This is a genomic window from Actinoallomurus acanthiterrae, assembly GCF_054775715.1.
Window position 1 is genome coordinate 1,395,599 of record NZ_BAAHCO010000001.1, and the last position, 25,787, is coordinate 1,421,385.

Consider the following 25,787-nt stretch of genomic DNA (forward strand, 5'->3'; position numbering starts at 1 on the left):
ATCGTCAGGTGTCCGGCCCGGGGTCGCCGGTGACGAAGTCGCGGAGCAGGGCGAACGCCTGGTCGGGAACCTCACGGAAGACGCCGTGGCCGGTGTCCGGCAGCACATGCAGGTCGACCGAAGCGTTGGTGAGTCCGGCGGCGACGCGGCGGGCGGCCGATTCGGTCGCCACCGGGTCGTCCGCGCCGGAGAGGACGAGTGTCGGGCAGGTCACCTTGTCGAGCCGGTCCCACGGGTCGAACTGTGTGACGAGAACCTGCCGGAAGTGTTCGAGAACGTCGTAGTTCCACGTGATCCGGCGCAACCGGTCGGCGCCGTCCGGGTCGCCGCCGGGCTTGCGGGAGTACAGCGGAAGACAGATGCGCTCCCACGCCTCCCGGATGGTCTCAGGACGCTCTCCGGCGAAGTAGCGGCGGGCGATCTCGCTGGCCTCCCTGCCGCCGAGCCGTTCGAAGACGGCCAGTCGTTCCTCGACGGGTCCCGGCATGGCGCTGTCGAGGACCAGCTTGCCGATGCGGTCCGGATGACGCAGGGCCGTGATCAGCGCGACCCAGCCGCCACTGGAGGTGCCGACGAGGATGGGGTCGGTGATGCCGAGCGCGTCGCAGAAGCCGACGACGTCATCCGCCCACTGCTCCCAGGTCCAGGATTCCGGGTCACCGCGGTCGGACCGGCCGCTTCCCCGCTGGTCGAGGTACACCACCTGGGCGAACTCGGTCGCCGCGCGGAAGACCGGCTTGAAGACCGAGTGATCGGCGCCCGGCCCGCCGTGCAGCGCGACGATCGTCGGTCGCTCGGCCATCGCCGGCCCGTCCGGGATCAATTGACAGCCGTCGACATCGAAGTAGAGGACCACGTCGCCCACCTTGATCCGCATTTGGTCATTATGCGACGACGGTCGGCCCGGCGACGTCGAACCAGACGTTCACGTGACCGTTCTCGAGGACCTCGAAGCCCCACTCTCGGGCGAGTGCCTGCATGATCGGCAGGCCGCGACCGCACTCGCCGTACGGGTCCTCGACGTAGTGGGGAAGGGTGTCGCCGCCCTGGTCGATGACCTCGACCCGTACGTTGCCTTCCCGCGCGTACGCGGTGACTGTGATGGTGTCTCCGCGGCTGTGCCGGACGCCGTTCGTGAACGCCTCCGAGAGGAGCAGGACGGCGTCGTCGCACGCCGGATGCGCTCCGCCGAGTAGGTCGGTGAGCCATTGCCTCGCGTCCGCCACCGACTCGGGCGTCGCTGGAAAGATCTCGGTGCCGGTGCGCTTCGCCGGGGGCGGGCCCTCGGGGATTCTCCGATTCATGCGCACAGCCTGTCTCCGTCGAATTACTCTCAGCTACGAATTCAGTGCTCCAAGTGAAGATCGAGCCCTCCATCTGTCTGGAGCCCCCATGAGCAACGAGCCCATCGACCCGAAGTCCTCCGCCCGCGCGTTCTATGCGGTCCACCTGAAACGGCTGCGTACCGAGCGCAAGCTGACCCAGGCCGAGCTCGGCGGCCACCCCGCCGTCATGGTCTCCGACAAGCTCATCGGCCACGTCGAGAACTGCTACCGCCCGCCGACCCGGCGCCTCTCCAAGGGCCTGGACAAGGCGTTCGACATACGGGAGTTCTTCGAGGGGCTGTACGCCGCCATCAAACGCGAGTCCGGGCCTGCGCCGAGCTTCTGGGAGTACGAGGAATACGAGGGCATCGCCTCGTCTATCAAGGCGTACCAGAACTTCCTGGTTCCCGGTCTGCTGCAGACTGAGGAATACATGCGCGCGGTAGTCAGCGCAGGGCAACGGCCGGACGTAGTCGATCAACTGGTCGCGACCCGGATGGCCCGGCAGGAGATCTTGCGGCGCGATGACCCGCCGTGGTTGGTCGCGCTGCTGGATGAGTCTGTCATCCATCGCATCGTTGGTGGTCGAGACGTTATGCGTCGACAGCTCGAGTACCTGCTGATGGCCATTTGCCAGCCGAACATCTCGCTCCGGATCGTGCCGGCGAGTGCTCCTGTCTATCCGTCCGGATCGTTCAACCTTCTCGGTTTCCACGAAGATCCCGCGCTCGCCTATCTTGAGAGCGCTGGTGGGCACGGCCAGATCATCGAGCCGGGCAGACACGTCAGTGCCATTGAAGTACTGTTCGATCAGATCGGTGCCGTGGCGCTGCCGGTCGTGGATTCAGAGAAGCTCGTCCGGGCTGTGCTGGAGGCCATGTGAAGGCTGCCAACCGCTCTTACCTTGTCTGGCGTAAGAGCAGCCACAGTGGGATGGAAAGCGGCTCCGATTGCGTCGAGGTGGCGAGGCTCGACGAGTCGTCTGCCGCGAACCCTGAGTGAGCCGAGGACCGACGGTGCGGTAGACCGGCATCTGTGACGGACTACGTGCTCGTACGTGCAGTTGGGATTGTGGGATGCCCACGCTTGCGGTTTTGATAGGGCTGCAGGCGTCGGGGAAGACGACGTTCTATCGCCAAGAGCTTGCGCCCGCGTACGTGCACGTCAGCAAGGACAACTGGCCGAAGGCGCGGCATCGGCAGCGGCGGCAGATGCGGCTCGTCGAGGAGGCGCTGGCGGAGGGCCGGGATGTCGCCGTCGACAACACCAATCCCTCGCCTGAGGAGTGGCGGCCGCTGGCCGAGGCCGCGCGGCGGTATGGGGCGAAGGTCGTCGGTTACTGGTTCCCTCCGGACGTTCCCGGCACGCTGCGGCGCAACGCCGCGCGTACGGGGAAAACCCAGGTGCCCGACGTCGGGATCTATGCCACTCTCAAACGCCTGCGCCGTCCCCGGCGGGCCGACGGGTTCGACGAGATCTACGCCGTCCGGTTCGACGGAGCGGGTGGGTTCGACGTCCGGCCGTCGGCGGAGGAGGGGACGCAGTGAGGAGCAACGAGCTCGAGGCGCGGATGCGGGCGCTCGAGTGGTTCCACTCGTTGACCGTTCTGCCAGGTGCGTGGGCCGTCATCCGGGTCGACGGGCGTTCCTTCTCTCGCTTCACCGAGGACCGTTTCGACAAGCCCTTCGACGCGCGGTTCTCCGGCTTCATGACCGAGGCGGCGCGCGCCCTGGTGACCGAGCTCGGCGGCCGGTACGCCTACACCGAGAGCGACGAGATCTCCGTCCTGCTCGACCGGTCCTCCGACCTGTTCGGGCGGGAGGTGGAGAAGCTGGTCTCGATCGCCGCGAGCGTCGCCACCTCCGCGTTCACTCTCGCCGTCGGCGAGGCCGTCCACTTCGACGCCCGCGTGTGGGTGGGCACCGGCGTGGACGACGTCGTCGACTATTTCTCCTGGCGGCAGGCTGACGCGGCACGGTGCGCCCTCAACGGCTGGTGCTACTGGACGCTGCGCGGTGAAGGCCGGTCACGCCGTGAGGCGACGCGGATGCTGGAGCACACGAGCGTCGCGGACAAGAACGAACTGCTCTTCGCGCGCGGCGTCAACTTCAACGACGTGCCCGTCTGGCAGCGCCGCGGGATCGGGATCTGGTGGGAGAGCTTCGAACGGCCGGGACACGATCCGGTCCGGGGCGCCGTGACCGCCGTCCGGCGACGGATCCACGTCGAGAGCGACCTCCCGATGAAGGACGACTACCGGGATCTCATCCGACGGATCGCCGATGGGTCAGTGGAAGGTCACTTCGACGTGTAGGCCTCCTTCGAGGCCGGGGCGTGCGGTCAGCGTGGCGCCGTGGGAGTGGGCGATGGCGTGCACGATGGCGAGGCCGAGTCCGTGGCCGTCGGTGTGGCGGACGCGTTGGCCGCCGCTCTGTTGGAATGGCTGGAAGAGTCGCTCAACCTCGGCGGGGCCGATTGCCGGGCCGGTGTTGCTGACCGCGAGGTGGGCCTCGTCTCGGACCAGGTCCGTGATGATCTCGACGTGCCCTCCGGGCGTGTTGTGGCGCAGTGCGTTGTCGACGAGGTTTGTCACCAGCCGCTCGATGAGTCTGGGGTCGCCGGTGGCCGGTGCCGGGTCGAGTGCGGCATTGATGGTGATGCCGCGGCGCTCGGCGTGTTGTCTGTGGCCGGCAATGACGGTATCGGTGATCTGGTCGAGATCGACCGGCTCCCAGTGTTCTATGCCGTGTTCGCCGGCTGCGAGGGTGAGCAGCGCCTCGATGAGGCGTTCTTGTTGATCGCCGAGTTGTAGCGCCTGTTCGCAGGCCGTCCGCAGGGCTTGGGCGCCGGCTTCGGGGTCGGCGAGGGCGACTTGCAGGAGGGTTCGTTGTCCTGCGAGAGGGGTGCGCAGTTCGTGGGAGGCGTTGGCAACGAAGTGGCGCTGGGCCTCGAAGGAGGCCTCGAGTCGCGCGAAGAGGTCGTTGAGGATCTTGCCGAGGTCGGTGAGCTCGTCGCCCAGACCGTCGAGGTCGAGCCGGCGGTTGAGGTTCGTGGCGGAGATCTCCTGGGCGGTGGTGGCGATGGCGCGCAGGGGGCGCAGGAATCGTCCGGCCAGCCACCAGGCTCCGGTGAGGGCGGCGATCGCGGCGGCCAAGCCGATGGCGGCTGGAATGAGGTCGAACTGGTGGCTGCCGCCGACCCGGTCGGCACCGGGGGTGACGTTTGCGGGGGCCCGTGCTGCCGTGTGGCCGTACAGGAGGTTGGTGGCCAGGAGCACGGCGGCGAGCAGGCCGAGGAAGAATCCCGAGTACAGCAAGGTGAGCTGTGCCCGGAGCATGGGCCGCTGCCTGCGGCGGAGTAGGGACATGACCTTGTCACGTGGCATCACACGTCTCCGATTCGGTAGCCGCCTTCGCGGACGGTGTGGATGACCGGTGGGTCGCCGAGCTTCGCGCGTAGCCGACGGATTGTCGTCTTGACCGTGGTGGTGAAGGGGTCTGCCTGTTCGTCCCACACTCGTTCGAGGAGCTCTTCGGCGGAGACCACCCGGCCGCCGGAGGCGAGGAGACATTCGAGAACAGAGAACTCCTTCGGGCTGAGCTCCAGGCGCCGCCCGGCGCGGAAGGCGACCCGGCGGCTCGGATCCAGCGTGAGGTCCGCTGCGCTCAGTGTGGGTGGCGTTGCCGGCGTGGAGCGGCGGCCCAGGGCGCGGACGCGGGCGACGAGCTCGGAGAAGTCGAACGGCTTGGGCAGGTAGTCGTCGGCGCCCAGCCCGAGACCGTCGACGCGGTCTTTCACGGTGCTCGCCGCGGTGAGCATCAGCACGCGGCTGCCGGAGCGCTCGGCCACGATGCTCTTGCACACCTCGTCGCCGTGGATCCCGGGCAGGTCCCGGTCCAGGATCACGACGTCGTAACGGGTGGTCGCCAGATGCTCCAGCGCGTCGTTGCCGTCGAGGACCACGTCCACCGCCATGCCCTCGCGGCGAAGGCCGGTGCCGATCGAGCGGGCCAGGATCTCGAAATCCTCGACGACCAGCACTCTCACGAACGTTCTCCGTTCCGCTGCCTGAAGGTGGCGGCCACGCCCGCTTCGGGTCCGAGGCGGGATGCCATCACCGCAACGATGCCAGGGCCCAGGTGTCAGCCCGGTGTCGGCCGCTGACACCGCGCTGACACCGGGCCAGTCGTACATCTATGTCCATCTACGTCGAGCGCCATCGCCAAGACAAGGACGGACGAGCACGTGAACGACGCGATCATCGAAGTCACCGGTCTACGCAAACGGTTCGGGCCCACGCTCGCCCTCGACGGCGTGACCTTCACCGCTTCACCCGGCAAGGTGACCGGCTTCATCGGCCCGAACGGAGCGGGGAAGTCCACCACCATCCGGGTGATCCTCGGTCTCGACGCTCCCGACGAGGGCCGTGCCCGGGTCGGCGGACACCCGTATCAGGACCTGCGGAACCCGCTGCGCCACGTCGGGGCGCTGGTCGACGCCGCCGCCGTCCAGCCCAGCCGCACCGCCCGCAACCACCTGCTGTGGCTGGCCCGCTCCCAGAGCCTGGAGGCCAGCCGGGTCGACGCCGTGATCGAGCTGGTCGGCCTCGCCGCGGCTGCCCGCCGCAAGGCGGGTGGCTTCTCGCTGGGCATGCGCCAACGCCTCGGCATCGCGGCGGCGATGCTCGGCGACCCACCGATCGTCATTTTGGACGAGCCGTTCAACGGCATGGACCCAGAGGGGATCGTCTGGATGCGCAAGCTGCTGCGCACCCTCGCCGCCGAGGGCCGGGCACTGCTCGTCTCCAGCCACCTGATGAGCGAGCTGCAAGGCATCGCCGACCAGATTGTGGTGATCGGCCGCGGCAAGATCCTCGCCGATGCCGGCATCGATGAACTGCTCGCGCACGCCGCCGGTGAGCAGGTCCTGCTGCAGGCGCCGGCGCAGGCCGAGGCGGCCCGGGTGCTGCATCGTGCCGGGGGCGTCACGACGATCCTCGACGACAGCACCCTGAGCGTCTCCGGGCTCGCGGCCCGTCAGGTCGTGGAAGCTCTTGGGCAGTCGGGCGTGGTCTTTACCGAGGTCACCACCCAGCGGGCGACGCTGGAAGACGTCTACTTCCAACTCACCAGTGGCAAGGCGGAGTTCCGGACCGACGCGGGCCAGGGGGCACAGCGATGACCACGACCAGTGCGCCACCGCTCCCGGCCAGCACGCCCGAGTGGGCACGCTTCACGGCCGTGCTGCGGGCCGAGTGGACCAAGTTTCGCACGATCCGCGGCTGGGTGATCGCCCCGATCATGGCCGCCGTGCTGTGCATCGTGTTCACCTTCTTGGTCGCCAACGGCACCCACACCGACTTCTGCACCGGCGCCGACAACTGCAAGGCCGGCCATGCCTTCGTGCCGACCGGACCGAACGGCCAAGCGGTCGCCGACAGCTACTACACCCTTGGCCAGCGGCTGACCGGCGACGGGACCATCACCACCCAGGTCAGCTCGCTGACCGGCGTCACCTCGACCGCCCCGACCAACGTCGCCCCCTCCCAGGCGCAGCAAACCCGCCCCGGCCTGGCGGCCTGGGCCAAGGCCGGGATCATCCTGCGGCCGAGCACCCGGCAAGGATCCGCCTACGCTGCGGTGATGGCCACCGGCCGCCACGGCGACCGCTTCCAGTACAACTACAGCCACGACAACGCCGGCCCGGATCGGTCTCCACCGACTCGCCGCGCTGGCTGCGCCTGACCCGTACCGGCAACACCCTCACCGGCTACGACTCGACCAACGGCACGACGTGGACCCGGATCGGCACCGCGCATCTGACCGGGCTACCGGTCACCGTCCACGTCGGGCTGTTCGTCACCTCGCCGGTCTCCTTCCAGACATCGGCCAGCGGCTCACGCACCCTTGCCACCGCCACCTTCGACCACACCATCATCGACGGCCACGCCACGCCCGGCGCCTGGCACGGTCAGAGCATCGGAGCCGGCCAGCAGGACTTCTACCCCACGCTGCGAGCCGGCAGCCACCACCGCGCCGGCAGTTCCCTCGTGGTCAGTGGCTCCGGAGACATCGCCCCCGCCGTCGTCCAAGGGCTCCTCGGCGCAGACACGGCTTCCAGCAGCCAGCCCTTCGGGCTCACCGTCGCGCTGATCGTGCTCATCGTGGTGGCGACCATGTTCATCACCGCCGAATACCGCCGCGGCTTGATCCGCATCACCTTTGCGGCCATCCCCAGTCGGCGCCGCGTGCTCGCGGCCAAGGCCGTCGTCATCGCCGCAGTCGCCTTCGTGACCACGGCCGCGGCCGCGGCGGCCGCCGTCCCCCTCGGCGAGCACATCCTGCACGCGAACGGTGCCTACGTCTTCCCGGCCAGCACCCTCACCGTACTGCGCATCATCGCCGGCACCGCAGCCCTCGCCGCCGTCACCGCTGTCGCCGTGCTCGCCATCGGCACCATCACACGCAAGAGCGCCGCCGCGGTCGCCGGGGGCATCGTGGTGTTCGTCCTGCCCTCGATCATTGGCTCGATCAGCTCAGGTGGCGCCGTGCAGTGGCTGTATCGCCTCACCCCGGCCGCCGGCTGTCGGTGCTGCAAGCCCTGCCCCGATCGGCGCAGGTCGACTACCCCTACACCTTCACCAACGGCTACTACCCGCTCGCCCCCTGGGCCGGTCTCGGCGTCCTCACCGCATGGGCAGCGCTCGCCCTCGGCATCGCCGCCGTTCTGCTGCGCCGGAGAGACACATGATCGAAGCGCTACGAGCGGAATGGACCAAGACGCGCACCACAGGCGGCACCGCCTTGCGCCTCACCGGTGCCGTCGCCGTGACCATCGCGGTCAGCGCCGGCATCGCCGCCGCCACCCACGTGTCCGCACAAAGCGGCCAGGAGGATCCCACCAAGCTCGCCCTGGCCGGCATCTACCTTGGCCAAGCAGTCGTCGCCGTATTCGCTGTCCTGACCATCTCCGAGGAATACGACACCGGCATGATCTGCGTCAGCCTCGCCGCCGTGCCGCGCCGCCTCACCCTCTTCGCTGCCAAAGCCGCCACCACGACAGCACTCGCCCTCGCCGCCGGCATCCTCGCCGTCACCGGCTGCATGCTCGTCGGTCGCCTCATGCTGCCAGCCGCCGGCCTCGACCCGGCCCACGGCTACCCCCTCATCTCGATCAGCCACAGCCCGACCCTGCGTGCCGCCTCCGGCAGCGTCTGCTACCTCGCTCTGATCGCCCTGCTTGCCCTCGGCGTCGCCACCGCCATCCGCGACACCGCCCCATCGATCGCCGTCGTGCTCGGCCTGCTCTACCTGCCTCCACTCCTCGCCCAAGCCTTCACCGACCCACTGCGGCGGCACATTGAGCAGATCGCCCCCACGACCGCCGGACTTGCCATCCAAACCACCACCAATCCCCACTCCCAACCCATCGCCCCCTGGGCCGGACTCGGCGTCCTCACCGCATGGGCAACCGCATCGCTTCTGATCGCCGCGCTCCTGCTGCGACGGCGCGACGCATGACCACCGTCAGCGCCCCCACCCCCCGGCGGAATAATGTGCACTTGTGATCACATTTGCGAACGCCCGGGTCGTGACCGTCCGACGTGTTCTGGATCCCGGCTGGCTGACGGTCCAGGACGGGCGGATCCGGGGTGTCGGTGCGGGTGATCCGCCGCCCGGGGACGGGCCGGTGCACGACCTCGGTGGCCGGTACGTCCTGCCCGGGTTCGTCGACCTGCACATGCACGGGGGAGGCGGCGCGCAGATCACCACCGACGACCCGGAGGAGATCCTCGCGGCGGTGGCGTTCCACCGCGCGCACGGGACGACGCGTACGCTGGCCAGCCTGGTCACCGACGAACTCGACCGGATGGCCGCGTCGGTCCGTACGATCGCGGAGATCATCCGGGGCTCCGCCGACCCGTCGATCGTCGGCGTGCACCTGGAAGGGCCGTTCCTCAACCCGGCCAAGCGAGGGTCGCACCATGCGGAGTTCCTGCTGCCTCCGGACGTCACGGCTCTGCGGCACCTGCTGTCCGCCGGCGACGGCACCGTCCGGGTGGTGACGCTCGCGCCGGAACTGCCCGGCGGCATGGACCTGCTGCGCGAGGTCGTCTCGGCGGATGTGATCGCCGCCGTCGGGCACACCACGGCCGACTTCGACCAGGCCCGGCAGGCGTTCGCCTCCGGGGCGCGCATCGCGACGCACCTGTTCAACGCGATGCGCGACTTCCACCACCGCGACCCGGGCCCGGCCGGCGCCGCGCTCGCCGACGACGCCGTCACCTGCGAGCTGATCAATGACGGTTTCCATGTCCACGAGGAGGCGGTCCGCATCGCGGTGGGCGCCGCCGGGCCGGAGCGGATCGCTCTCATCACCGATGCCACTCCCGCCGCCGGGATGACCGATGGCAGTTTCCACCTCGGGCCGGTGCCGGTGTTCGCCCGGGACGGCAAGGTGACGTTGTCCGATGGCACCATCGCGGGCAGCACCCTGACCATGGACGCTGCCGTACGGCATGCGGTGCACTGCGTCGGACTCCCGATCACGACGGCGGCGATCGCCGCGGCGACCACCCCCGCCACCGTGCTCGGCATCGCCGACCGTACGGGCAGCATCCCCCCGGGCAAGGACGCCGACCTCGTGGTCCTCTCGGACCGGCTGCAGGTCGAGACGGTGCTCAAGCGGGGGACGGTCGTCCACGGGGAACTGCGCTGACGCGTCACCTGCGCCATCGGCGAGCGATCGGCGCGCACCGTGGCCACCGGATACGACATACTCGCCGTCCGCTACGAGGCCACCGTCCACCGACCGCGCCGCTTCTTCCCGCAGGCTCGCGTCAGCCGATCTGTTCGGCGAGGGCGACGATGATGCCGGAGGGGCCGCGGAGGTAGCAGAGCCGGAAGATGCTCTCGTACTGCGCCACCTCGCCGAGGAGTTCGGCGCCGTGGGTGCGCAGGCGGGCGATGGTGTCGTCGATGTCGTCGACGGCGAACATGACGCGATGCAGGCCCAGCGTGTTGGGCGGCGGGTTCTCCGGCTCGGCGGCGACCGCCGTAGGAGCGTGGTACTTCGTCAGCTCCAGCTTGCTGTGGCCGTCCGGGGTCCGCATCATCGCGATTTCGCTCCGGAGGCCGTCGAGCCCGACGGTGCGGTCCGCCCAACGGCCTTCGATCTCCGCCTTGCCTTCCAGCTCCATGCCGAGCTCGGTGAAGAACGCCACGGCGGCGTCCAGGTCCTCGACGACGATCGCGACGTTGTCCATCCGCTGAATGGTCATGTCGCCGAGCATAAACAGCGGCGCCGTCGGTCCCGCTGAAGATGGACCACCCCGCCGGGGCGGCGGTCACGGGAATGCTGCGGGCAGGTGGTCGAGGACGGCCTCGAGGAGGCCGGGGAAGCGGGTGTCGAGGTCGTCGCGGCGGAGGGTGACCCAGCGCGTCCTGCCGTCGGCGTGGACGGAGACGACGCCGGCCTCGCGCAGGATCCGCCAGTGGTTGGAGAGTGTCGAGCGGGGGACGTCGAGGCCCTCCGGCCCGCAGGTGATCCGGCCGGCGGCGACGATGCGGCGCACGAGTTCGAGGCGTACCGGGTCGCCCAGCGCGTGCAGCACGGCGGCGAGATCGAGGTCCGCCGGTTTCGGCTGTGGCAGTGCTCGCATCGTGTTCCCCTCCCTGTGTCTATTATGGCGATCGGTTCGATATTTCGGGAAAGTCGAAATGAGGAGGAGACGTCATGCGCGTGCTCGCGACCCTGGCCCGGTTGTACGTCGACGATCTGGACACCGCGCTGCCCGCGCTGACGGAACTGACCGGGCAACGGCCGGGGCTGCGGTTCGCCTACGGGGAACTGGAACTCGCGACCGTCGGGGGCTTCCTGCTCATCGCCGGGACGCCGGAGGCGCTGGCGCCGTACCGGGCCACGCAGAGCACCGTGCTCGTCGACGATCTGGACGCGGCTCGGGAGCTCGCCGGGCGGCACGGCGCGGAGGTGCTCTCCGGGCCGCAACAGGTGCCAACCGGCCGCAACATGACCGTACGCCACAAGGGTGGCGCGATCATCGAGTACGTGGAGCACTCTCCGGAGGCCGCCGAAGCCCGCTCCCGCGGCTGAGCTCGGACCCGCCGGCGGCGGACTCCGCGGTCAGGTCCGCGAGGAGGCGCAGGGCCGCCGCGGATGGGGAGTCCGGTTCGGCGTTCCAGATCATGACGCGCTGGCCCTGGTCGTCCGGGAGCGGCAGGACCTCCTCGGACAGGGTGAGCGTGCCGACCAGCGGGTGGTGGTACTCGCGGATGTTGTGCATGCAGTCGCCGACCGGGTGCGCGGACCACAGCGCGGCGAACTCCGGGCTCTTCATCGCCAGCTCGCCGACCAGCGCGGTCAGCGCCGGGTCGTCCGGGTAACGGCCGGCGGCCAGGCGCAGGTAGGCGGCGGCGTCGCGCGCCTTCTTCCGCCAGTCCGCGTACAGCTCGCGGGTGTGCGGGTCGAGGAACAGCAGCCGCGCCATGTTCGGCCGGTCCGCCGGGCGCTCGGGGGCCTCGACGTCCAGATGCCCGGCGAGCAGCGCGTGGGCCATCCGGTTCCACGCGAGGGCGTCGCCGCAGCGCCCGATGACCATGGCGGGGACGTTCCCGAAGGACTCGATCATCAGCCGTACGCCGGGGCGGACCCGCTCCGGGCGGGGGCGTCGGCGTGCGGCCGGGGTGGGGCGGGCGAGGCCGTGCAGGTACGCGCGTTCGCCCTCGTCGAGGTTCAGCGCCCGGGCGATCGCGTCGAGGACGGCGTCGGAGGCGTTCTGGCTCTGCCCCTGCTCCAGGCGCGTGTAGTAGGCGACGCTGACGCCGGCCAGCTGCGCGAGCTCCTCACGCCGCAGCCCGGGGACGCGGCGCCGGCCGCCGTAGTGGGTGAGCCCGACGTCCTCGGGGCGCAGCCGCGCACGGCGTGACCGCAGGAATTCTCCCAGCTCCGCCCGCTTGTCCATGTCATCCAGTATGTCGCCGCGACCGGCGCGGAGCCTGACCCTGCCAGTGGTACGAACCCGGGGCGTACGCGAGACAGGGGGCTGGGTACGGCTCGCCGCGCGCCGGAGTCTCTTCCCGTACGAAATCCCACTACGGAAAGGGACGGTCATGGCCGTTCTGGAAGAGGTCACCGGGCGGGCCGGAGACCGGACGCGGATGACGGCGCGGCAGCGCGTGGTCCTGGGGCTGCTGCTGGGCGCGCAGTTCATGCTCGCCGTCGACTTCTCGATCCTCAACGTCGCACTGCCGGCCGTCGGCGAGGGCCTGGGGTTCGGGCTGCACGCCCTGCAGTGGGTGGCGAGCGGGTTCGCGCTGCCCGCGGCGGGTCTCACGCTGCTGTCCGGGCGGGTCGCGGACCTGTTCGGACGGCGGCGGATGTTCCTCATCGGGATGGCGCTGCTGGCGGCCGGGTCGCTGGTCGGCGGCCTCGCCGTCTCCCCGGCGATGCTGCTCACCGGCCGGGTGCTGCAGGGCATCGCGACCGCGATCGGTACTCCGGCGGCGCTGTCGCTGCTCACCACGTCCTTCCCGGAGGGGCCGCTGCGCTCCCGGGCGCTCGGCCTGAACGGCGCGCTGATGTCCGCCGGGTTCACCGCCGGCGCGGTCCTGGGCGGCGTGCTCACCGACCTGCTGAGCTGGCGCTGGGCGTTCCTGGTCAACGTGCCGATCGCGGTGCTCATCCTCGCCGTCACGCCGAGACTCGTCGCCGGGGGCCGGGCCGCCGGGGGAACGCGGCTCGACGTCCCGGGCGCGGTCACGGTGACGGGAGGCCTCCTCGCCCTCGTCTACGGCGTCACCGCGGCGGGGGAGCGGGGCTGGACGGCTCCGGTCACACTCATCTCCCTGGCCGCCGCCGCAGCGCTGCTGGTGGCCTTCTGGTTCGCCGAGGCGCGGGCGGCGGCCCCGCTCGTACCGGTACGGATCCTGCGGCGGCGCACGGTGGTGTGGGGCAACGTCGCCGGCCTCATCGCCTTCCTCACCGAGACCTCGCTGGTCTTCCTGATGACGCTGTACCTGCAGGAGGTGCTCCGCTACTCGCCGCTGGTCACCGGGCTCGCGTTCGGCGTCCTCGGCGCGGGCACCGTCACCGGCGGCCTCCTCGGCGCCCGGGTGATCGCCCGGTTCGGGACGTACCGGGTGCTCGTCGGCGCGTTCGTCGTGCAGGCCGCCGCGACCGTGTCACTGGTCGCGCTCGGCGACGCCCACCGCTGGATCCTGCTGTTCCTGGCCGCGACATTCATCGGGGGCGTCGGCAACATGCTGGCGATCGTCGGCTTCATGGTGACCGCCACGTCCGGGCTGCCGGACGACGAGCAGGGGCTGGCCACCGGCCTGGCGACGATGACGCAGCAGATCGGCATCACCATCGGCATTCCGATCATGAGCGCGATCGCCACCGCCCGTACGAGCGTGCTCGGCGGCCCGCACGCTGCGGCGGTCCTCGGCGGAGTACGGCTCGCCGTGCTCGTCAACGCCGCCGTCGTCCTCGCGGGCGCCCTGCTCACGGGCCTGCTCCTGCGCCGCCGCACGGCCTCCTGACCTGCGCATCTCTGGAACGATGAAAGGAAACGACCATGCGATCGCTACGAACGACGCTGTCGGCGCTCGCCCTCGGGCTCCTCGCCCTCCAGCCTGCCGGACGCCCGGCCACCGCGGACGCTCGTGACCCGGGCTGGACGGGTGCCTGGTCGGCCGCACCGCAGCGACCGAGCACGGGGTTCGAACCGAACTGGTCGGAGGCCGGTTTCTCCCGCCAGAGCGTCCGTCAGACCGTGCGTGTCACCACCGGTGGCAAGGCCGTACGGATCCGGCTGTCCAACGCCTACGGCACCTCGCCGGTGACGGTGACGGCCGCGACGATCGCTCGGGCGCGGACCGGCGCGGAGTTGCGGGCCGACTCCGTACGGCGGCTGACGTTCGGCCGTTCGCGGTCGGTCTCGATTCCGGCCGGGCGCGAGGTGCGCAGCGACGCGGTCCCGCTCCGGGTGAGCCCCCTCGAATCGCTCACGATGACGCTGTACTTCGCGGGTACCACCGGTCCGGCGACCTTCCACTCCCAGGCCTATGCCACCACGTACCGGGCGACGGGGGATCACGCGGCCGACCCGACCGCGGCCGCTTTCACCGAGAAGACCCACTCCTGGTACTACCTGTCGGGGATCGAGACGGCCGGCGGACCGGCGCGGCGCGGGGCGATCGTCGCCCTCGGAGACTCGATCACCGACGGCTTCGGCTCCGGTACCGACGCGAACCATCGCTACCCCGACGAGCTCGCGGCCCGGCTCACCGCGCTGGGCCGGAATCAGGCCGTGTTGAACGCCGGGATCGGCGGCAACCTGCTCCTCAACGACTCCGCGTGGTACGGCGAGAGGTCGACGGCGCGCTTCCGCCGGGACGTCCTCGGTCAGCCGGGCGTCGGCACGGTGATCGTGCTGGAAGGCGTCAACGACATCGGTTTCAGCGAGGTCGACAAGCCGACCTACAAGCCGAACCCGCCGGTCTCGGCCGGCGAACTGATCGCGGGCTATCGCGCACTGATCCGGCAGGCGCACGCGCGGCACGTGCGGGTGATCGGGGCCACGCTGCCGCCGATGAAGGGGTCGGACCACTACAGCGCGCGGGCCGAGGACAAGCGGGAACGGGTGAACAGCTGGATCCGGGCATCAGGGGCCTTCGACGCGGTGGCCGACTTCGACCGCGCGCTGGCCGACCCGTCGGACACCCTCATCATCCGGAAGGCGTACGACAGCGGAGACCACCTGCACCCGAACGACGCGGGGTACCACGCGATGGCGCAGGCCATCGACCCGGATCGACTCTGAGCTCGCCCCGGGTACGCGTGGCAAGACCGTGCGGGCGAAGGTCTGCCTGGTGAACAGGATCGGGCAGACGAGCGGCGCCAAGTACTGCAGCCCGACCAAGCCGATCAGGGTGCCCTGACGCCGTCGATCCCGTCCGCCAGCTCCAAGAGCCGGGTGACGGTGTTCCAGTTGCGGACGGTCGCCCGGAGGCCGAGGCGTCTGGCCAGGATCGGCGGGAGCTTCGCCCGGCCGAGGCCGTTCGGGAAGTAAAAATAGAGGTCGTTTTCGCCCAAACCGAGCTCCTCGGGGGCGAACTCCGCCGGATCGAGGGCGCGTAGCCGCTCGTGGTCCGGGGGCCCGGCCAGGAACGCCACGGCGAACTTGGCCGGGTCCCGGACCTCGAGAGGGTTGTTCTCGACGATCGCGCGCAGCTCTCCGGCCGTACGCACCATCACCGGGACCGTACGGCCCACCACCGCGGCGAGCGCGTCCTCGATCGCGGCGGCGACCTCCTCCGCCGGCGCCTCCCGCGCGGTGAACACGGCGTTGCCGCTGTTCAGGTGGGTCTTGATGGAAGTGTGGCCGAGCCCGGCCAGCACGTCCTTGAAGTCGGCCATGGCGACCTTGGTGTCGCGGCCGACATTGACCCCGCGCAGGAGAGCGACGTAGCGCGTCATGGCCCTACTCGACGGTCACGGACTTGGCGAGGTTGCGGGGCTGGTCGACGTCGTGGCCCCGCGCCGTGGCCAGCTCGCAGGCGAACACCTGGAGCGGGATCGTCGCCACGAGCGGCTGCAGGAGCGTCGGGACGGCCGGCACCCGGATGAGCGTGTCGGCGTACGGGGCGACGGTCTCGTCGCCCTCCTCGGCGATGACGATCGTACGGGCCCCGCGGGCGCGGATCTCCTGGATGTTGGAGACGATCTTGTCGTGGAGGATCGGGCGGGCGCGCGGCGGCACGACCACCACCACCGGCAGGTCCTGCTCGATCAGCGCGATCGGGCCGTGCTTCAGCTCACCGGCGGCGAAGCCCTCCGCGTGCATGTACGCGAGCTCCTTGAGCTTCAGCGCGCCTTCCAGGGCCACCGGGAAGCCCACGTGGCGGCCGAGGAACAGCACGCACCGCTCGTTCGCCAGGGAACGGGCCAGCTCACGGACCGGCTCGACCGTGCCGAGGACGGCCTCGACCTTCTCCGGCATGGTGCCGAGCAGCTGGACCATGGCGAAGACCTCGTCGCCCCACTTGGTCCCCCGGACCTGCGCGAGGTACAGCGCGATCAGGTAGACGGCGACGAGCTGGGTGAGGAACGCCTTCGTCGAGGCGACGGCGATCTCCGGGCCGGCGTGGGTGTACAGCACGCCGTCGCACTCACGCGGGATCGTCGAACCGTTGACGTTGCAGATGCCGAGCACGTTGGCGCGCTGCTCGCGGGCGTGGCGCACGGCCATCAGGGTGTCCATCGTCTCGCCGGACTGCGAGATCGCGATCACCAGGGTCGTACGGCTCAGGATCGGGTCGCGGTAGCGGAACTCGCTGGCCAGCTCCACCTCGCACGGGATCTGCGCCCAGTGCTCGATGGCGTACTTGGCGATCATTCCCGCGTGGTACGCCGTGCCGCATGCCACGATGATGATCTTCTCGACGTCGCGCAGCTGCTGGTCGGACAGGCGCATCTCGTCGAGCGTCAGCCGCCCGTCCGCGCCGACGCGGCCCAGCAGGGTGTCGGCGACCGCGCGCGGCTGCTCGGCGATCTCCTTCAGCATGAAGTAGTCGTGGCCGCCCTTCTCGGCGGCGGAGACGTCCCAGTCGACGTGGTACTCCTTCACCTGCGCCGGCGTCCCGGCGAAGTCGGTGACGGTCACCCCGGACGGGCGCAGCTCGACGACCTGGTCCTGGCCGAGCTCGATCGCGTCGCGGGTGTGCGCGATGAAGGCGGCCACGTCGCTGGCGAGGAAGTTCTCCCCGTCGCCGACGCCGACGACCAGCGGGGAGTTGCGGCGCGCGCCCACGACGAGGTCCGGCTCGCCCGCGTGCACCGCGACCAGCGTGAACGCGCCCTCGAGGCGCCCGCAGACCCGCCGCATCGCCTCGGTCAGGCCCGCGCCCTTGGCGACCTCCTCCTCGAGGAGGTGCGCGACGGCCTCGGTGTCGGTGTCGGAGGACAGCTCGTGGCCGCGCTCCTCCAGCTCGATGCGCAGGGCCGCGAAGTTCTCGATGATGCCGTTGTGCACGACCGCGACCGCGCCGGTGCAGTCGATGTGCGGGTGGGCGTTGCGGTCGTTCGGCGGCCCGTGGGTGGCCCAGCGGGTGTGGCCGATGCCCGCGTGGCTCTGCGGTGGCGGGCTGTCGGCGAGCGCCTCGCGCAGGTTCACCAGCTTGCCGGCCCGCTTGGTGACCGTCAGCTTCCCGTCGGCCAGAACGGCCGCGCCGGCCGAGTCGTAGCCTCGGTATTCCAGTCGGGCGAGCCCGTCGACGACCACGTCGAGAGCGGACTGCGAGCCGACGTACCCTACGATTCCGCACATGGGACGCCAGCGTAATGGCTCCAGCTGAGCGACTAGACCAGTGCAGCCGCGAGCGTCCGCATCCGGCAAAGATCACCCGAAGTGCACTTCATGGAACGCTAAGGTTTCGGCCATGATCGCTGATGGGGGCGGCGTGCCCAGCCCCTATGTCGAGTTCGGCCGCGAAGAGTGGCGGGAGCTGCGCGCGGGAATGCCGCTGTCGCTCACACCGAGCGAGCTGGAGGCCATCCGCGGGCTGAGCGACCCCATCGACCTCGGAGAGGTCGAGCAGGTCTATCTGCCGGTGGCCCGGCTCATCGGCCTGTTCCGGGCCGCCGACGGACGCCTGCGGGACGCCGTGGGCGCCTTCCTCGGCGACCCGGTCGAGCCCACCCCGTTCGTCATCGGCATCGCCGGCAGCGTCGCCGTCGGCAAGTCGACCGTGGCGCGCCTGCTGCGGACGCTGCTCGCCCGGGGGCCCGGCGAGCCGGACGTCGAGCTCGTCACCACCGACGGCTTCCTGTACCCGAACGCGACGCTGGCCGAGCGCGGGCTCATGAGCCGCAAGGGCTTCCCGGAGTCGTACGACCGCCGGGCGCTGCTGCGGTTCGTCTCCGCCGTGAAGGCGGGCGCCGCCGAGCTGTCCGTGCCGGTGTACGACCCGCTGTCCTACGACATCGCGCCCGGTGCCCGGCAGGTCGTCCGGCGGCCCGACATCCTCATCGTGGAGGGCCTGAACGTGTTGCAGACCGCCCGGCCGGGCGGTCTCGCGGTGTCGGACCTGTTCGACTTCTCGCTCTACATCGACGCCCGGGTCGACGACATCCGCCGGTGGTACATCGACCGCTTCTTCGACCTGCGGCGCACGGTGTTCACCAACGAGCGGTCCTTCTTCCACCCGTACGCGCAGGTGGACGAGGACGAGGCGGCGGCGTACGCGGAGAAGCTCTGGCGGGACATCAACGAGGTCAACCTCGTGGCCAACATCCTGCCCACCCGCGACCGCGCCACCCTCGTCCTGCACAAGGACCGCGACCACCGGATCCACCGCGTACGCCTCCGCCGCATCTGATTTCAGCGTCGGGGCCGTACGACCAGCAGTGAGCAGCAGGCGCCGAAGATCGCGACCGCCGCCAGTGCGGCGCCCGTCACCGCCAGGGCGTGACCGGTCGGCGGCACCACGCTGAGGAACAGCGTGCCGAACGTCGCGACGCCCACCACCTGACCGAGCTGGCTCATCGTGACGAGCAGGCCGCTGGCGTCCGCCGCGTCCGTGACCGGGACGTCGGCGAGCGCCATCGTCAGCATCGGGCTGAACGCCCCGCCCAGGCCGAGACCGGTCAGGCCCATCGCCACCTCGAGTCCCACCCCGCCGGACTTGAAGGCTCCCAGCCCGACGTAACCGAGGGCCGCCACCAGGAAGGCCGCCGGGATCATCAGGCGGTGCCACCGGGCGGGCACGCGCCGCCAGTACAGGCTGGCCAGCGCGAAGCCTCCCGCGCCGGGGATGAAGGACAGGCCGGCCCGCAGCGGCGTCTCGCTCAGGCCGCCCTGCAGGTGCAGGGCCAGGCTGAACAGGAATCCGCCGAAGGTCGCCATGCACACGAAGATCGCGGCGGCGCCGGGGAGGACGCCGGGCGTGCGCAGCAGCCGGCCCGGGATCAGGGGTGCGGCCACCCGGCGCTGCAGGGCCACGAAGACGCCGAAGAGCACGACGCTGCCGGCCAGCATCAGCCAACCCCACCCGGGCCAGCCCTCCTCGTGCCCGAGAACGAGCGGCACGACAAAGCACACGACCGCCGCGGACAGGCCGATCACGCCGGGGAGGTCCAGGCGGCGTCCCGGCTCACCGGTGTCGCCCGGCAGGACGCGCGGTCCGGCGAGCAGCAGCACGATCCCGATTGGGACGTTGACGAGGAACACCGGGCGCCAGCCGGTGCCGAGGATGTCGGCGCTGACCAGGGCACCGCCGACGACCTGCCCGACGACGGCGCCGCCGGACAGCACCGCCGAGTAGACGCTCAGCGCCCGCGCCCGGGCGGTGCCGGTGAAGCTGCGCTGGATGAGGCTCATCACCTGGGGCACCATGAGCGCGGAGCCCGCGCCCTGGATGAGCCGGAACGCGATCAGCAGGCCGGACGTCCCGGCCAGCCCGCACGCCAGGGACGCGGCGGTGAACACCGCCAGCCCGCCGAGGAAGGCGCGCCGGTGCCCGAGGATGTCACCGAGCCGCGCACCGGTGATGAGCAGCATCGCGTACGCGATGGTGTACCCGGCGATGACGAGCTGCAGGCCCGCGCCGGAGGCGTGCAGGTCGGTACGGATGGTGGGAGCGGCCACGTTGACGACGGTCACGTCGAGGACCGCCATGAACTGGCCGAGCATGATGATCGTTAGTAGCCCGCCGCGGCGGACCGGTGTGGGCGCCGCCGGGGCGTCGAGGGTGATCTGGGCCATGCGTCGAGCCTGCGGGCGGCGCGATACGGGTGGTGAGAGCCCAGTGATACTGGTGGTGACAGCACCTGGCAAGGCCGCCCGGTTTGACCCACCATGGACGGGTGACCGTGACGACCACGCGACGGCGGACCGAGCTGGCAGCCTTCCTGCGCAGCCGCCGGGAGCGCATCACCCCCGCCGAGGTGGGTCTGCCACCCGGTCTGCGCCGCCGTACGCCGGGCCTGCGCCGTGAGGAGGTCGCCCAGCTCGCCGGAGTCGGGGTGACCTGGTACACCTGGCTCGAACAGGGCCGGCCGATCAACGTGAGCGTGCAGATCCTCGACGCGATCGCCCGCACGCTCCGCCTCGACCAGACCGAGCGCGAGCACCTCTACCGACTGGCGGACATCCCCTCGGTGCCCGGCCCGCCGCTCCACGACCGCCTCGAGCCCCAGGTACAGACGGTCCTCGACGGCCTGGTGCCCCTCCCCGCCACGGTGATGACCAGCCGCTACGACGTCCTCGCGTGGAACGCCGCCTACGCGGCGCTCTGGCCGCGGGTGCGGGAGAACGACGCGCCCCGGAACCTCCTGTGGCGGCTGTTCGTGACCCCGGAGTGCTGCAGTCCGATGGTGAACCGCGACGTCGAGTTGCCGCAGATGGTCGCGACGTTCCGAGGGGCGTTCGGCCGGCACCTCGGCGAGCCCTCCTGGACCGAGCTCGTCCAGCGCCTGTCGTCGGCCAGCCCGGAGTTCGCCGAGATGTGGGCCGCGCACGACGTCGCCGTCCCGTCGACGCGCGTGAAGGTCTTCCAGCACGCCTCCGCCGGCGTGATCCGGCTGTCGGTGGTCAACTTCGCCGTCACCGCCACCCCGGAGACGCGGATGGCGGTCTACACGCCGGCCGACGCCGAGAGCCGCGAAGGCATCCAGTGGCTGCTCGACCACCCCGAAGCCCCCGCCGTCGACCACGTCCACGAGCTGACGACCCGCGCGGAGTGATAAACCTGGTCGAGTGATCGTCGGAGTGGGAATCGACGTCGTGGACGTCGCCCGATTCGCCAGGTCGCTGGAGCGCACGCCGAACCTCGCCCTCCGGCTCTTCACCGACCACGAGCGCGAGCTGCCCGTACGGTCCCTGGCCGCGCGGTTCGCCGCCAAGGAGGCCCTGGCCAAGGCGCTCGGAGCGCCGGGCGGCCTCCTGTGGCACGACGCGGAGGTGCGCCGGGCCGAGAACGGCCGCCCCACCCTGCACGTCAAGGGCACCATCGCGGAGGCGGCCCGCCGGCTGGGCATCACCACATGGCATGTGTCGCTCAGCCACGACGGCGGCGTCGCCGTCGCGGTGGTCATGGCCGAGAACGTCCGATGAGGAGGCGAGCGTGATGCGGTACGCGCACGAGGTGGAGAAGGTACGGACCGCCGAGCGAGCGCTGATGGCCCGCCTGCCCGAAGGCACGCTCATGCGGCGCGCCGCGGCCGGCCTGGCCGCGGTCTGCGCCCGGCTCCTCAGCGGCGGGCGCGAGGTCGGGCTGGGGGTCTACGGCGCGCCGATCGTCCTCCTGGTCGGCAGCGGCGACAACGGCGGTGACGCCCTGTACGCGGGCGCGGGCCTGGCCCGGCGCGGCGCGCGGGTCACCGCGATCCTCGCCGGGACCAAGACCCACGAGGGCGGGCTCGCCGCGCTCCGCGCCGCCGGCGGCAGGGCGGTGCCCGCCACGGACGAGGCCGAGGCCGCGGCCGAGATCGACCGCGCCGACCTGATCGTCGACGGCATGCTCGGCATCGGCGGCCGGGGCGGCCTGCGTGAGCCGTACGCCTCCCTGGCCGGACGCGCGGCGGACAGCGGCGCGGTCGTCGTCGCCTGCGACCTGCCCAGCGGCATCGACGCGAGCACCGGCCAGGTCGACGGCGCGGCCGTCAAGGCCGACGTCACCGTGACCTTCGGCACCTACAAGCCAGGGCTGCTCGTCGACCCGGGCGCCCGGCACGCGGGCGTGGTCGAGCTCGTCGACATCGGGCTCGGCCCGTACCTTCCCGACCCGGACGTCTGCGCGCCGCGCGGCGACGACGTCGCGGCCTGGCTGCCCCGGCCGACCCACGAGTCGGACAAGTACCGGCGCGGCGTGGTCGGCGTGCTGGCGGGCGGAGAGGCCTTCACCGGAGCCGCCGTCCTCGCCGTCGGCGGGTCGGTGCACGGTGGCGCCGGCATGGTGCGGTTCGCGTCGTCCGAGCACCCGGTGGAACTCGTCCGGCACCGCTGGCCGGAGGCCGTCACCACCGTCATCGGCGACTCGCTGGACCGGGTCGGGCGCGTGCAGGCGTGGGTGGCCGGGCCCGGGCTCGGCACCGACGAGCGGGCCGAGGCGCTGCTCGCCCAGGTCCTCGCCACGGACCTGCCGGTTCTGGTGGACGCCGACGGGCTCACGATCCTGTCGCGCCGCCGGGACCTGCTGTGGCGGACCCCGCCGACGCTGCTCACCCCGCACGCCGGGGAGCTGGCCCGGCTGCTGGGCACGGACGCCGCCGAGGTCGAGGCGCGGCGGCTGGAGCACGTACGCCGCGCCGCCGAGGAGCTGAACGCCACCGTCCTGCTCAAGGGCTCCACCACGGTCATCGCCGAGGCCGAACGCCCGGTACGGGTGAACCCGACCGGCACGCCCTGGCTGGCCACGGCGGGCACCGGCGACGTCCTGTCCGGCCTCACCGGCGCGCTCCTGGCCGGCGGCCTGCCGGCGATCGACGCGGCGGCGGCCGGAGCGTACCTGCACGGCCTGGCCGCACGGCTGTCCGCCGACCCGAACGGCGACGGCGCCGCGCCGATCAGCGCGTACGACGTCGTCGACGCCCTCCCCGCCGCGTTCCGCACCCTGTCCGCCTGACGTCACCGCGGCCGCGAGAACGGCCGGAACATGCCAGGGCGCGGCCTCGTACGGGTGCCGCGCATCCGGTACGGTCCCGCACGACCGGGCCGCGAGGATGGCCGGAGCTCACGCCGATGGCTGCCACACTGGAACGCATGGTGAACGTCCCCGCGACAGCGTGTGTCGACCTGGCGGCGATCAGGCATAACGTCGGCGTCCTCCGCGAGAAGGCGGCGGGCGCCGAGGTCATGGTGTGCGTCAAGGCCGACGGGTACGGGCACGGCATCGTCCCGGTCACCCGCGCCGCGCTGGCGGGTGGCGCGACCTGGCTGGGCGTGGCCTCGCTGGCCGAGGCGATGACGCTGCGGCGGGCCGGTGTCGACGCGCCGCTGCTGTGCTGGCTGTACGGCCCGGGAGAGCCGTTCGAGGAGCCCATCGGCGCCGGCGTCGACCTGACCGCGAGTTCGGTGGCCCAGGTGGCGGAGATCGCGCAGGCCGCCGTGCGCGCCGGCCGTACGGCGCGGCTGCACCTCAAGGCCGACACCGGGCTGTCCCGCAACGGCGCGACCGCCGCCGAGTGGCCGTCGGTCGTCGACGCCGCGCTCCGCGCCCAGGCCGACGGGCAGGTGCGGGTGGTGGGGCTGTGGTCGCACATGGCGTGCGCGGACGAGCCGGGCCATCCGTCGATCGCCGCGCAACTGAAGATCTTCGCCGAGGCCGTCGAACTGGCCGAGAAGGCCGGCGTACGCCCGGAGCTCCGGCACCTGTCCAACTCCGCGGCGACGCTGACGATCCCGGAGGCGCGCTACGACCTCGTCCGGCCCGGCATCGCCGCGTACGGCCTGACCCCCATCCCGGGCCGTGACTTCGGCCTGCGGCCCGCGATGACCCTCACCGGGCGGCTGATCAACGTCAAACGGGTCCCGCCGGACACCGGCGTCTCGTACGGGCATCGCTACGTCACCGAGCGGGAGACGACGCTCGGGCTCGTCCCCCTGGGATACGCCGACGGGATCCCGCGCAGCGGGACCAACGTCCTGGAGGTCTGGGCGGCGGGACGCCGGCGGCGCATCGCCGGCACGGTCTGCATGGACCAGTTCGTCATCGATGTGGGCGACGACGCGATCGAGGCCGGGGACGAGGTGATCCTCTTCGGCCCGGGCGACCGGGGCGAGCCCACCGCCCAGGACTGGGCCGACCTTCTCGGCACCATCTCGTACGAGATCGTCACCCGCATCGGCGCCCGCATCCCCCGCGTGTACGAAGGATCCCCCGAGTGAACAAGAAGCGCATTGGTCTGATCGGTGCGGCGGTCGGCACGTCCGCCGCGATCGGCGTCGGCGCGGTCGTCGCCGCGCGCAGGTACGCCGTCGGGCGGGCCCGGCTGACCCCGGACCCCGACGCGGGCGAGCCGTTCGGCGAGCTGCGCGGCCGCCCGCTGACGGTCGAGGCGACCGACGGAGTGCCGCTCCACGTCGAGATCGACGGACCGGACGACGCCCCTTTCACGGTCGTCTTCTGCCACGGCTACGCCCTGAACCAGGACTGCTGGCACTACCAGCGCCGTGACCTCGGCCGGGACGGCGACCTGCGGATGGTCTTCTGGGACCAGCGCAGTCACGGCCTGTCCGGGCGCAGCGACCTGACCCACGCCACCGTCGACCAGTGCGGCGCCGACCTGTTCGCCGTGCTGGAGGCCACCGTCGAGCCGGACACGCCGGTGATCCTGGTCGGCCACTCGATGGGCGGCATGACGATCATGGCGCTGGCGGACGCCCACCCGGAGCTGTTCGAGAGCGGCCGGATCGCCGCCGTCGGCCTGATCAACACGTCCTCGGGCGAGCTGGCGGAGCTGACCCTGGGCCTGCCGATGGCGTTCGGGAAGGTGTTCAAGGCGACGCTGCCCCGGGTGACGCGTACCCTCGGCGGCAAGCCCGCCGAGCTCATCGACCGGGGGCGGAAGGTCGGCGCCGACGTGGCGTTCATGGTCACCCGCCGGATCGCCTTCGGCGACAAGAACGTGAGCCCGTCGGTCGTGGACTTCCTCGAGCAGATGATCCGGGCGACGCCGATCGACGTGATCGCGGCGTTCTATCCGACGCTCGCGGCGCACGACAAGCTCGCGGCACTGGAGGTGTTCGCGGACTTGCCCGCGCTGGTGGTCGTCGCCGACGAGGACCGCCTGACGCCCGCCGCGCACGGGAGGGCGATCGCGCAGGTGCTGCACGACGTCGAGCTCGTCGAGGTGGCCGAGGCCGGCCACGTCTCCATGATGGAGCATCCTGAGATCGTCACCCAGGCGCTCGTCCGGCTGATCGACCGTGTGCGCCGTGTCGAGGAAGAGGAGCGGTCGGCGTGAAACCCATCCCGGTTCCCACCGATGAGGCGATGCGCGAGCTGGGCCGCAGGCTGGCCGGCGCGCTGCGCGCCGGAGACCTGGTCGTGCTGTCCGGGCCGCTCGGCGCGGGCAAGACGACGCTGACCCAGGGGCTGGGCGAGGGCCTGAAGGTCCGGGGGCCGATCACCTCACCGACCTTCGTCATCGCCCGGGTGCACCCGTCGCTGGCCGGGGGACCGTCCCTGGTCCACGCCGACGCCTACCGTCTCGGTGGTCTCGACGAGGTCGACGATCTCGACCTCGACCTGCAGGACGCCGTGACCGTCGTCGAGTGGGGCGAGGGCCTGGTCGAGGAGCTGTCCGAGGACCGCCTTGAGGTCGCCATCGAGCGGGGCGACTCGGAGGAGCGCACCGTCCGGATCGTCGGGGTGGGAGCGCGCTGGGCGGACTCACCGATCGATCACGTACTGTGACCGACTCAGTCGATTAACAGAATCT

At 71.2% G+C, this 25,787-nt stretch carries 30 protein-coding genes and 1 pseudogene; 20 read left to right on the plus strand and 11 right to left on the minus strand.

Features of this window, described 5'->3' with window-relative positions:
• Positions 1-4: 4 nt before the first annotated feature.
• A complete protein-coding gene (locus ACYVF7_RS06950; RefSeq protein WP_460336578.1) occupies positions 5-877 on the minus strand; it encodes an alpha/beta fold hydrolase in 873 nt (290 codons plus the stop codon).
• A gap of 7 nt (positions 878-884) precedes the next feature.
• The gene (locus ACYVF7_RS06955; protein WP_460336581.1) at positions 885-1,304 is read right to left on the minus strand and encodes an ATP-binding protein; all 420 of its coding nucleotides are present in this window, start codon (positions 1,302-1,304) and stop codon (positions 885-887) included.
• An 88-nt stretch (positions 1,305-1,392) separates the two neighbouring features.
• Between ACYVF7_RS06955 and ACYVF7_RS06960 the strand changes: the two genes are divergently transcribed.
• The 4 genes from ACYVF7_RS06960 (at position 1,393) to ACYVF7_RS06975 (ending at position 3,639) form a co-directional block, all read left to right on the plus strand.
• Positions 1,393-2,208, plus strand: coding sequence for a helix-turn-helix domain-containing protein (locus ACYVF7_RS06960; protein WP_460336583.1), 816 nt, complete (start codon positions 1,393-1,395; stop codon positions 2,206-2,208).
• Positions 2,205-2,327, plus strand: a complete 123-nt coding sequence (locus ACYVF7_RS06965; RefSeq protein ID WP_460336585.1) for a DUF397 domain-containing protein — start codon at positions 2,205-2,207, stop codon at positions 2,325-2,327. The genes ACYVF7_RS06960 and ACYVF7_RS06965 overlap by 4 nt, the downstream gene beginning before the upstream one ends.
• A 74-nt stretch (positions 2,328-2,401) precedes the next feature.
• On the plus strand, positions 2,402-2,872 hold the full coding sequence (locus tag ACYVF7_RS06970) for an AAA family ATPase (RefSeq protein WP_460336588.1): 471 nt from the start codon (positions 2,402-2,404) through the stop codon (positions 2,870-2,872).
• Positions 2,869-3,639, plus strand: coding sequence for a tRNA(His) guanylyltransferase Thg1 family protein (locus tag ACYVF7_RS06975; RefSeq protein ID WP_460336591.1), 771 nt, complete (start codon positions 2,869-2,871; stop codon positions 3,637-3,639). The genes ACYVF7_RS06970 and ACYVF7_RS06975 overlap by 4 nt, the downstream gene beginning before the upstream one ends.
• On the opposite strand, the gene ACYVF7_RS06980 is transcribed toward ACYVF7_RS06975, so the two are convergent.
• Positions 3,613-4,710, minus strand: coding sequence for a sensor histidine kinase (locus tag ACYVF7_RS06980; RefSeq protein ID WP_460336594.1), 1,098 nt, complete (start codon positions 4,708-4,710; stop codon positions 3,613-3,615). The two genes, ACYVF7_RS06975 and ACYVF7_RS06980, sit on opposite strands and share 27 nt — an antisense overlap.
• Positions 4,710-5,372, minus strand: a complete 663-nt coding sequence (locus ACYVF7_RS06985) for a response regulator transcription factor (RefSeq protein WP_460336596.1) — start codon at positions 5,370-5,372, stop codon at positions 4,710-4,712. The genes ACYVF7_RS06980 and ACYVF7_RS06985 overlap by 1 nt, the downstream gene beginning before the upstream one ends.
• A 198-nt stretch (positions 5,373-5,570) precedes the next feature.
• Between ACYVF7_RS06985 and ACYVF7_RS06990 the strand changes: the two genes are divergently transcribed.
• Positions 5,571-6,506 carry an ABC transporter ATP-binding protein gene (locus ACYVF7_RS06990; RefSeq protein WP_460336599.1) on the plus strand — a complete coding sequence of 312 codons (936 nt, stop codon included), beginning with the start codon at positions 5,571-5,573 and terminating at the stop codon, positions 6,504-6,506.
• Complete coding sequence (locus ACYVF7_RS06995; RefSeq protein ID WP_460336602.1) at positions 6,503-7,069, plus strand: hypothetical protein; 567 nt, start codon at positions 6,503-6,505, stop codon at positions 7,067-7,069. The genes ACYVF7_RS06990 and ACYVF7_RS06995 overlap by 4 nt, the downstream gene beginning before the upstream one ends.
• A 25-nt stretch (positions 7,070-7,094) precedes the next feature.
• Here ACYVF7_RS06995 and ACYVF7_RS07000 read toward each other — a convergent pair whose 3' ends face one another.
• The gene (locus tag ACYVF7_RS07000; RefSeq protein WP_460336605.1) at positions 7,095-7,229 is read right to left on the minus strand and encodes a hypothetical protein; all 135 of its coding nucleotides are present in this window, start codon (positions 7,227-7,229) and stop codon (positions 7,095-7,097) included.
• 271 nt (positions 7,230-7,500) lie between these two features.
• Between ACYVF7_RS07000 and ACYVF7_RS07005 the strand changes: the two are divergent.
• From ACYVF7_RS07005 to nagA, 4 genes and pseudogenes are all read left to right on the plus strand, one after another.
• Positions 7,501-7,815, plus strand: a pseudogene (locus tag ACYVF7_RS07005) (hypothetical protein); the annotation flags it as partial.
• 62 nt (positions 7,816-7,877) lie between these two features.
• Positions 7,878-8,075 carry a hypothetical protein gene (locus ACYVF7_RS07010; protein WP_460336608.1) on the plus strand — a complete coding sequence of 66 codons (198 nt, stop codon included), beginning with the start codon at positions 7,878-7,880 and terminating at the stop codon, positions 8,073-8,075.
• Positions 8,072-8,845, plus strand: a complete 774-nt coding sequence (locus ACYVF7_RS07015) for an ABC transporter permease (protein WP_460336611.1) — start codon at positions 8,072-8,074, stop codon at positions 8,843-8,845. Before ACYVF7_RS07010 ends, ACYVF7_RS07015 begins: the two co-directional genes overlap by 4 nt.
• Positions 8,846-8,888: 43 nt before the next feature.
• Complete coding sequence (gene nagA, locus ACYVF7_RS07020; RefSeq protein ID WP_460336614.1) at positions 8,889-10,043, plus strand: N-acetylglucosamine-6-phosphate deacetylase; 1,155 nt, start codon at positions 8,889-8,891, stop codon at positions 10,041-10,043.
• Between the two features lie 121 nt (positions 10,044-10,164).
• Here the strand turns inward: nagA and ACYVF7_RS07025 are convergent, their stop codons facing one another.
• The gene (locus ACYVF7_RS07025; RefSeq protein ID WP_460357811.1) at positions 10,165-10,590 is read right to left on the minus strand and encodes a VOC family protein; all 426 of its coding nucleotides are present in this window, start codon (positions 10,588-10,590) and stop codon (positions 10,165-10,167) included.
• A gap of 81 nt (positions 10,591-10,671) precedes the next feature.
• On the minus strand, positions 10,672-10,986 hold the full coding sequence (locus tag ACYVF7_RS07030) for an ArsR/SmtB family transcription factor (RefSeq protein WP_460336617.1): 315 nt from the start codon (positions 10,984-10,986) through the stop codon (positions 10,672-10,674).
• A 74-nt stretch (positions 10,987-11,060) separates the two neighbouring features.
• Between ACYVF7_RS07030 and ACYVF7_RS07035 the strand changes: the two genes are divergently transcribed.
• The gene (locus ACYVF7_RS07035; protein ID WP_460336620.1) at positions 11,061-11,438 is read left to right on the plus strand and encodes a VOC family protein; all 378 of its coding nucleotides are present in this window, start codon (positions 11,061-11,063) and stop codon (positions 11,436-11,438) included.
• On the opposite strand, the gene ACYVF7_RS07040 is transcribed toward ACYVF7_RS07035, so the two are convergent.
• Positions 11,383-12,306, minus strand: a complete 924-nt coding sequence (locus tag ACYVF7_RS07040; protein WP_460336622.1) for a helix-turn-helix transcriptional regulator — start codon at positions 12,304-12,306, stop codon at positions 11,383-11,385. The two genes, ACYVF7_RS07035 and ACYVF7_RS07040, sit on opposite strands and share 56 nt — an antisense overlap.
• A gap of 148 nt (positions 12,307-12,454) precedes the next feature.
• Between ACYVF7_RS07040 and ACYVF7_RS07045 the strand changes: the two genes are divergently transcribed.
• Positions 12,455-13,885 carry an MFS transporter gene (locus ACYVF7_RS07045; RefSeq protein ID WP_460336625.1) on the plus strand — a complete coding sequence of 477 codons (1,431 nt, stop codon included), beginning with the start codon at positions 12,455-12,457 and terminating at the stop codon, positions 13,883-13,885.
• A gap of 35 nt (positions 13,886-13,920) precedes the next feature.
• A complete protein-coding gene (locus tag ACYVF7_RS07050) occupies positions 13,921-15,168 on the plus strand; it encodes an SGNH/GDSL hydrolase family protein (RefSeq protein ID WP_460336628.1) in 1,248 nt (415 codons plus the stop codon).
• Between the two features lie 104 nt (positions 15,169-15,272).
• On the opposite strand, the gene ACYVF7_RS07055 is transcribed toward ACYVF7_RS07050, so the two are convergent.
• Both ACYVF7_RS07055 and glmS read right to left on the minus strand, forming a co-directional pair.
• Positions 15,273-15,824 (minus strand): DUF1697 domain-containing protein, encoded by a 552-nt coding sequence (locus ACYVF7_RS07055; protein WP_460336631.1) that lies wholly within the window; start codon positions 15,822-15,824, stop codon positions 15,273-15,275.
• 4 nt (positions 15,825-15,828) lie between these two features.
• The gene (gene glmS, locus ACYVF7_RS07060) at positions 15,829-17,673 is read right to left on the minus strand and encodes a glutamine--fructose-6-phosphate transaminase (isomerizing) (protein WP_460336634.1); all 1,845 of its coding nucleotides are present in this window, start codon (positions 17,671-17,673) and stop codon (positions 15,829-15,831) included.
• Positions 17,674-17,785: 112 nt separating this feature from the next.
• Between glmS and coaA the strand changes: the two genes are divergently transcribed.
• Positions 17,786-18,724 carry a type I pantothenate kinase gene (coaA, locus tag ACYVF7_RS07065; RefSeq protein ID WP_460336637.1) on the plus strand — a complete coding sequence of 313 codons (939 nt, stop codon included), beginning with the start codon at positions 17,786-17,788 and terminating at the stop codon, positions 18,722-18,724.
• 2 nt (positions 18,725-18,726) lie between these two features.
• On the opposite strand, the gene ACYVF7_RS07070 is transcribed toward coaA, so the two are convergent.
• On the minus strand, positions 18,727-20,109 hold the full coding sequence (locus ACYVF7_RS07070; protein ID WP_460336640.1) for an MFS transporter: 1,383 nt from the start codon (positions 20,107-20,109) through the stop codon (positions 18,727-18,729).
• Positions 20,110-20,210: 101 nt separating this feature from the next.
• On the opposite strand from ACYVF7_RS07070, the gene ACYVF7_RS07075 reads away from it, so the two are divergent.
• The 6 genes from ACYVF7_RS07075 to tsaE all read left to right on the plus strand — a co-directional run bounded on the left by ACYVF7_RS07075 (position 20,211) and on the right by tsaE (position 25,762).
• Positions 20,211-21,089: a helix-turn-helix transcriptional regulator gene (locus tag ACYVF7_RS07075; protein WP_460336642.1), complete on the plus strand. Its 879-nt coding sequence runs from the start codon at positions 20,211-20,213 to the stop codon at positions 21,087-21,089.
• A gap of 13 nt (positions 21,090-21,102) precedes the next feature.
• Entirely contained in the window at positions 21,103-21,459 is a 357-nt protein-coding gene (locus tag ACYVF7_RS07080) for a holo-ACP synthase (protein WP_460336644.1), read from the plus strand.
• Between the two features lie 13 nt (positions 21,460-21,472).
• Positions 21,473-22,969: an NAD(P)H-hydrate dehydratase gene (locus tag ACYVF7_RS07085; RefSeq protein ID WP_460336647.1), complete on the plus strand. Its 1,497-nt coding sequence runs from the start codon at positions 21,473-21,475 to the stop codon at positions 22,967-22,969.
• A 116-nt stretch (positions 22,970-23,085) separates the two neighbouring features.
• Positions 23,086-24,231, plus strand: coding sequence for an alanine racemase (gene alr, locus ACYVF7_RS07090; protein ID WP_460336650.1), 1,146 nt, complete (start codon positions 23,086-23,088; stop codon positions 24,229-24,231).
• The gene (locus tag ACYVF7_RS07095; protein ID WP_460336653.1) at positions 24,228-25,310 is read left to right on the plus strand and encodes an alpha/beta fold hydrolase; all 1,083 of its coding nucleotides are present in this window, start codon (positions 24,228-24,230) and stop codon (positions 25,308-25,310) included. The genes alr and ACYVF7_RS07095 overlap by 4 nt, the downstream gene beginning before the upstream one ends.
• A 29-nt stretch (positions 25,311-25,339) precedes the next feature.
• Positions 25,340-25,762 carry a tRNA (adenosine(37)-N6)-threonylcarbamoyltransferase complex ATPase subunit type 1 TsaE gene (gene tsaE / locus ACYVF7_RS07100; RefSeq protein ID WP_460357813.1) on the plus strand — a complete coding sequence of 141 codons (423 nt, stop codon included), beginning with the start codon at positions 25,340-25,342 and terminating at the stop codon, positions 25,760-25,762.
• The last annotated feature ends 25 nt before the right edge of the window (positions 25,763-25,787 follow it).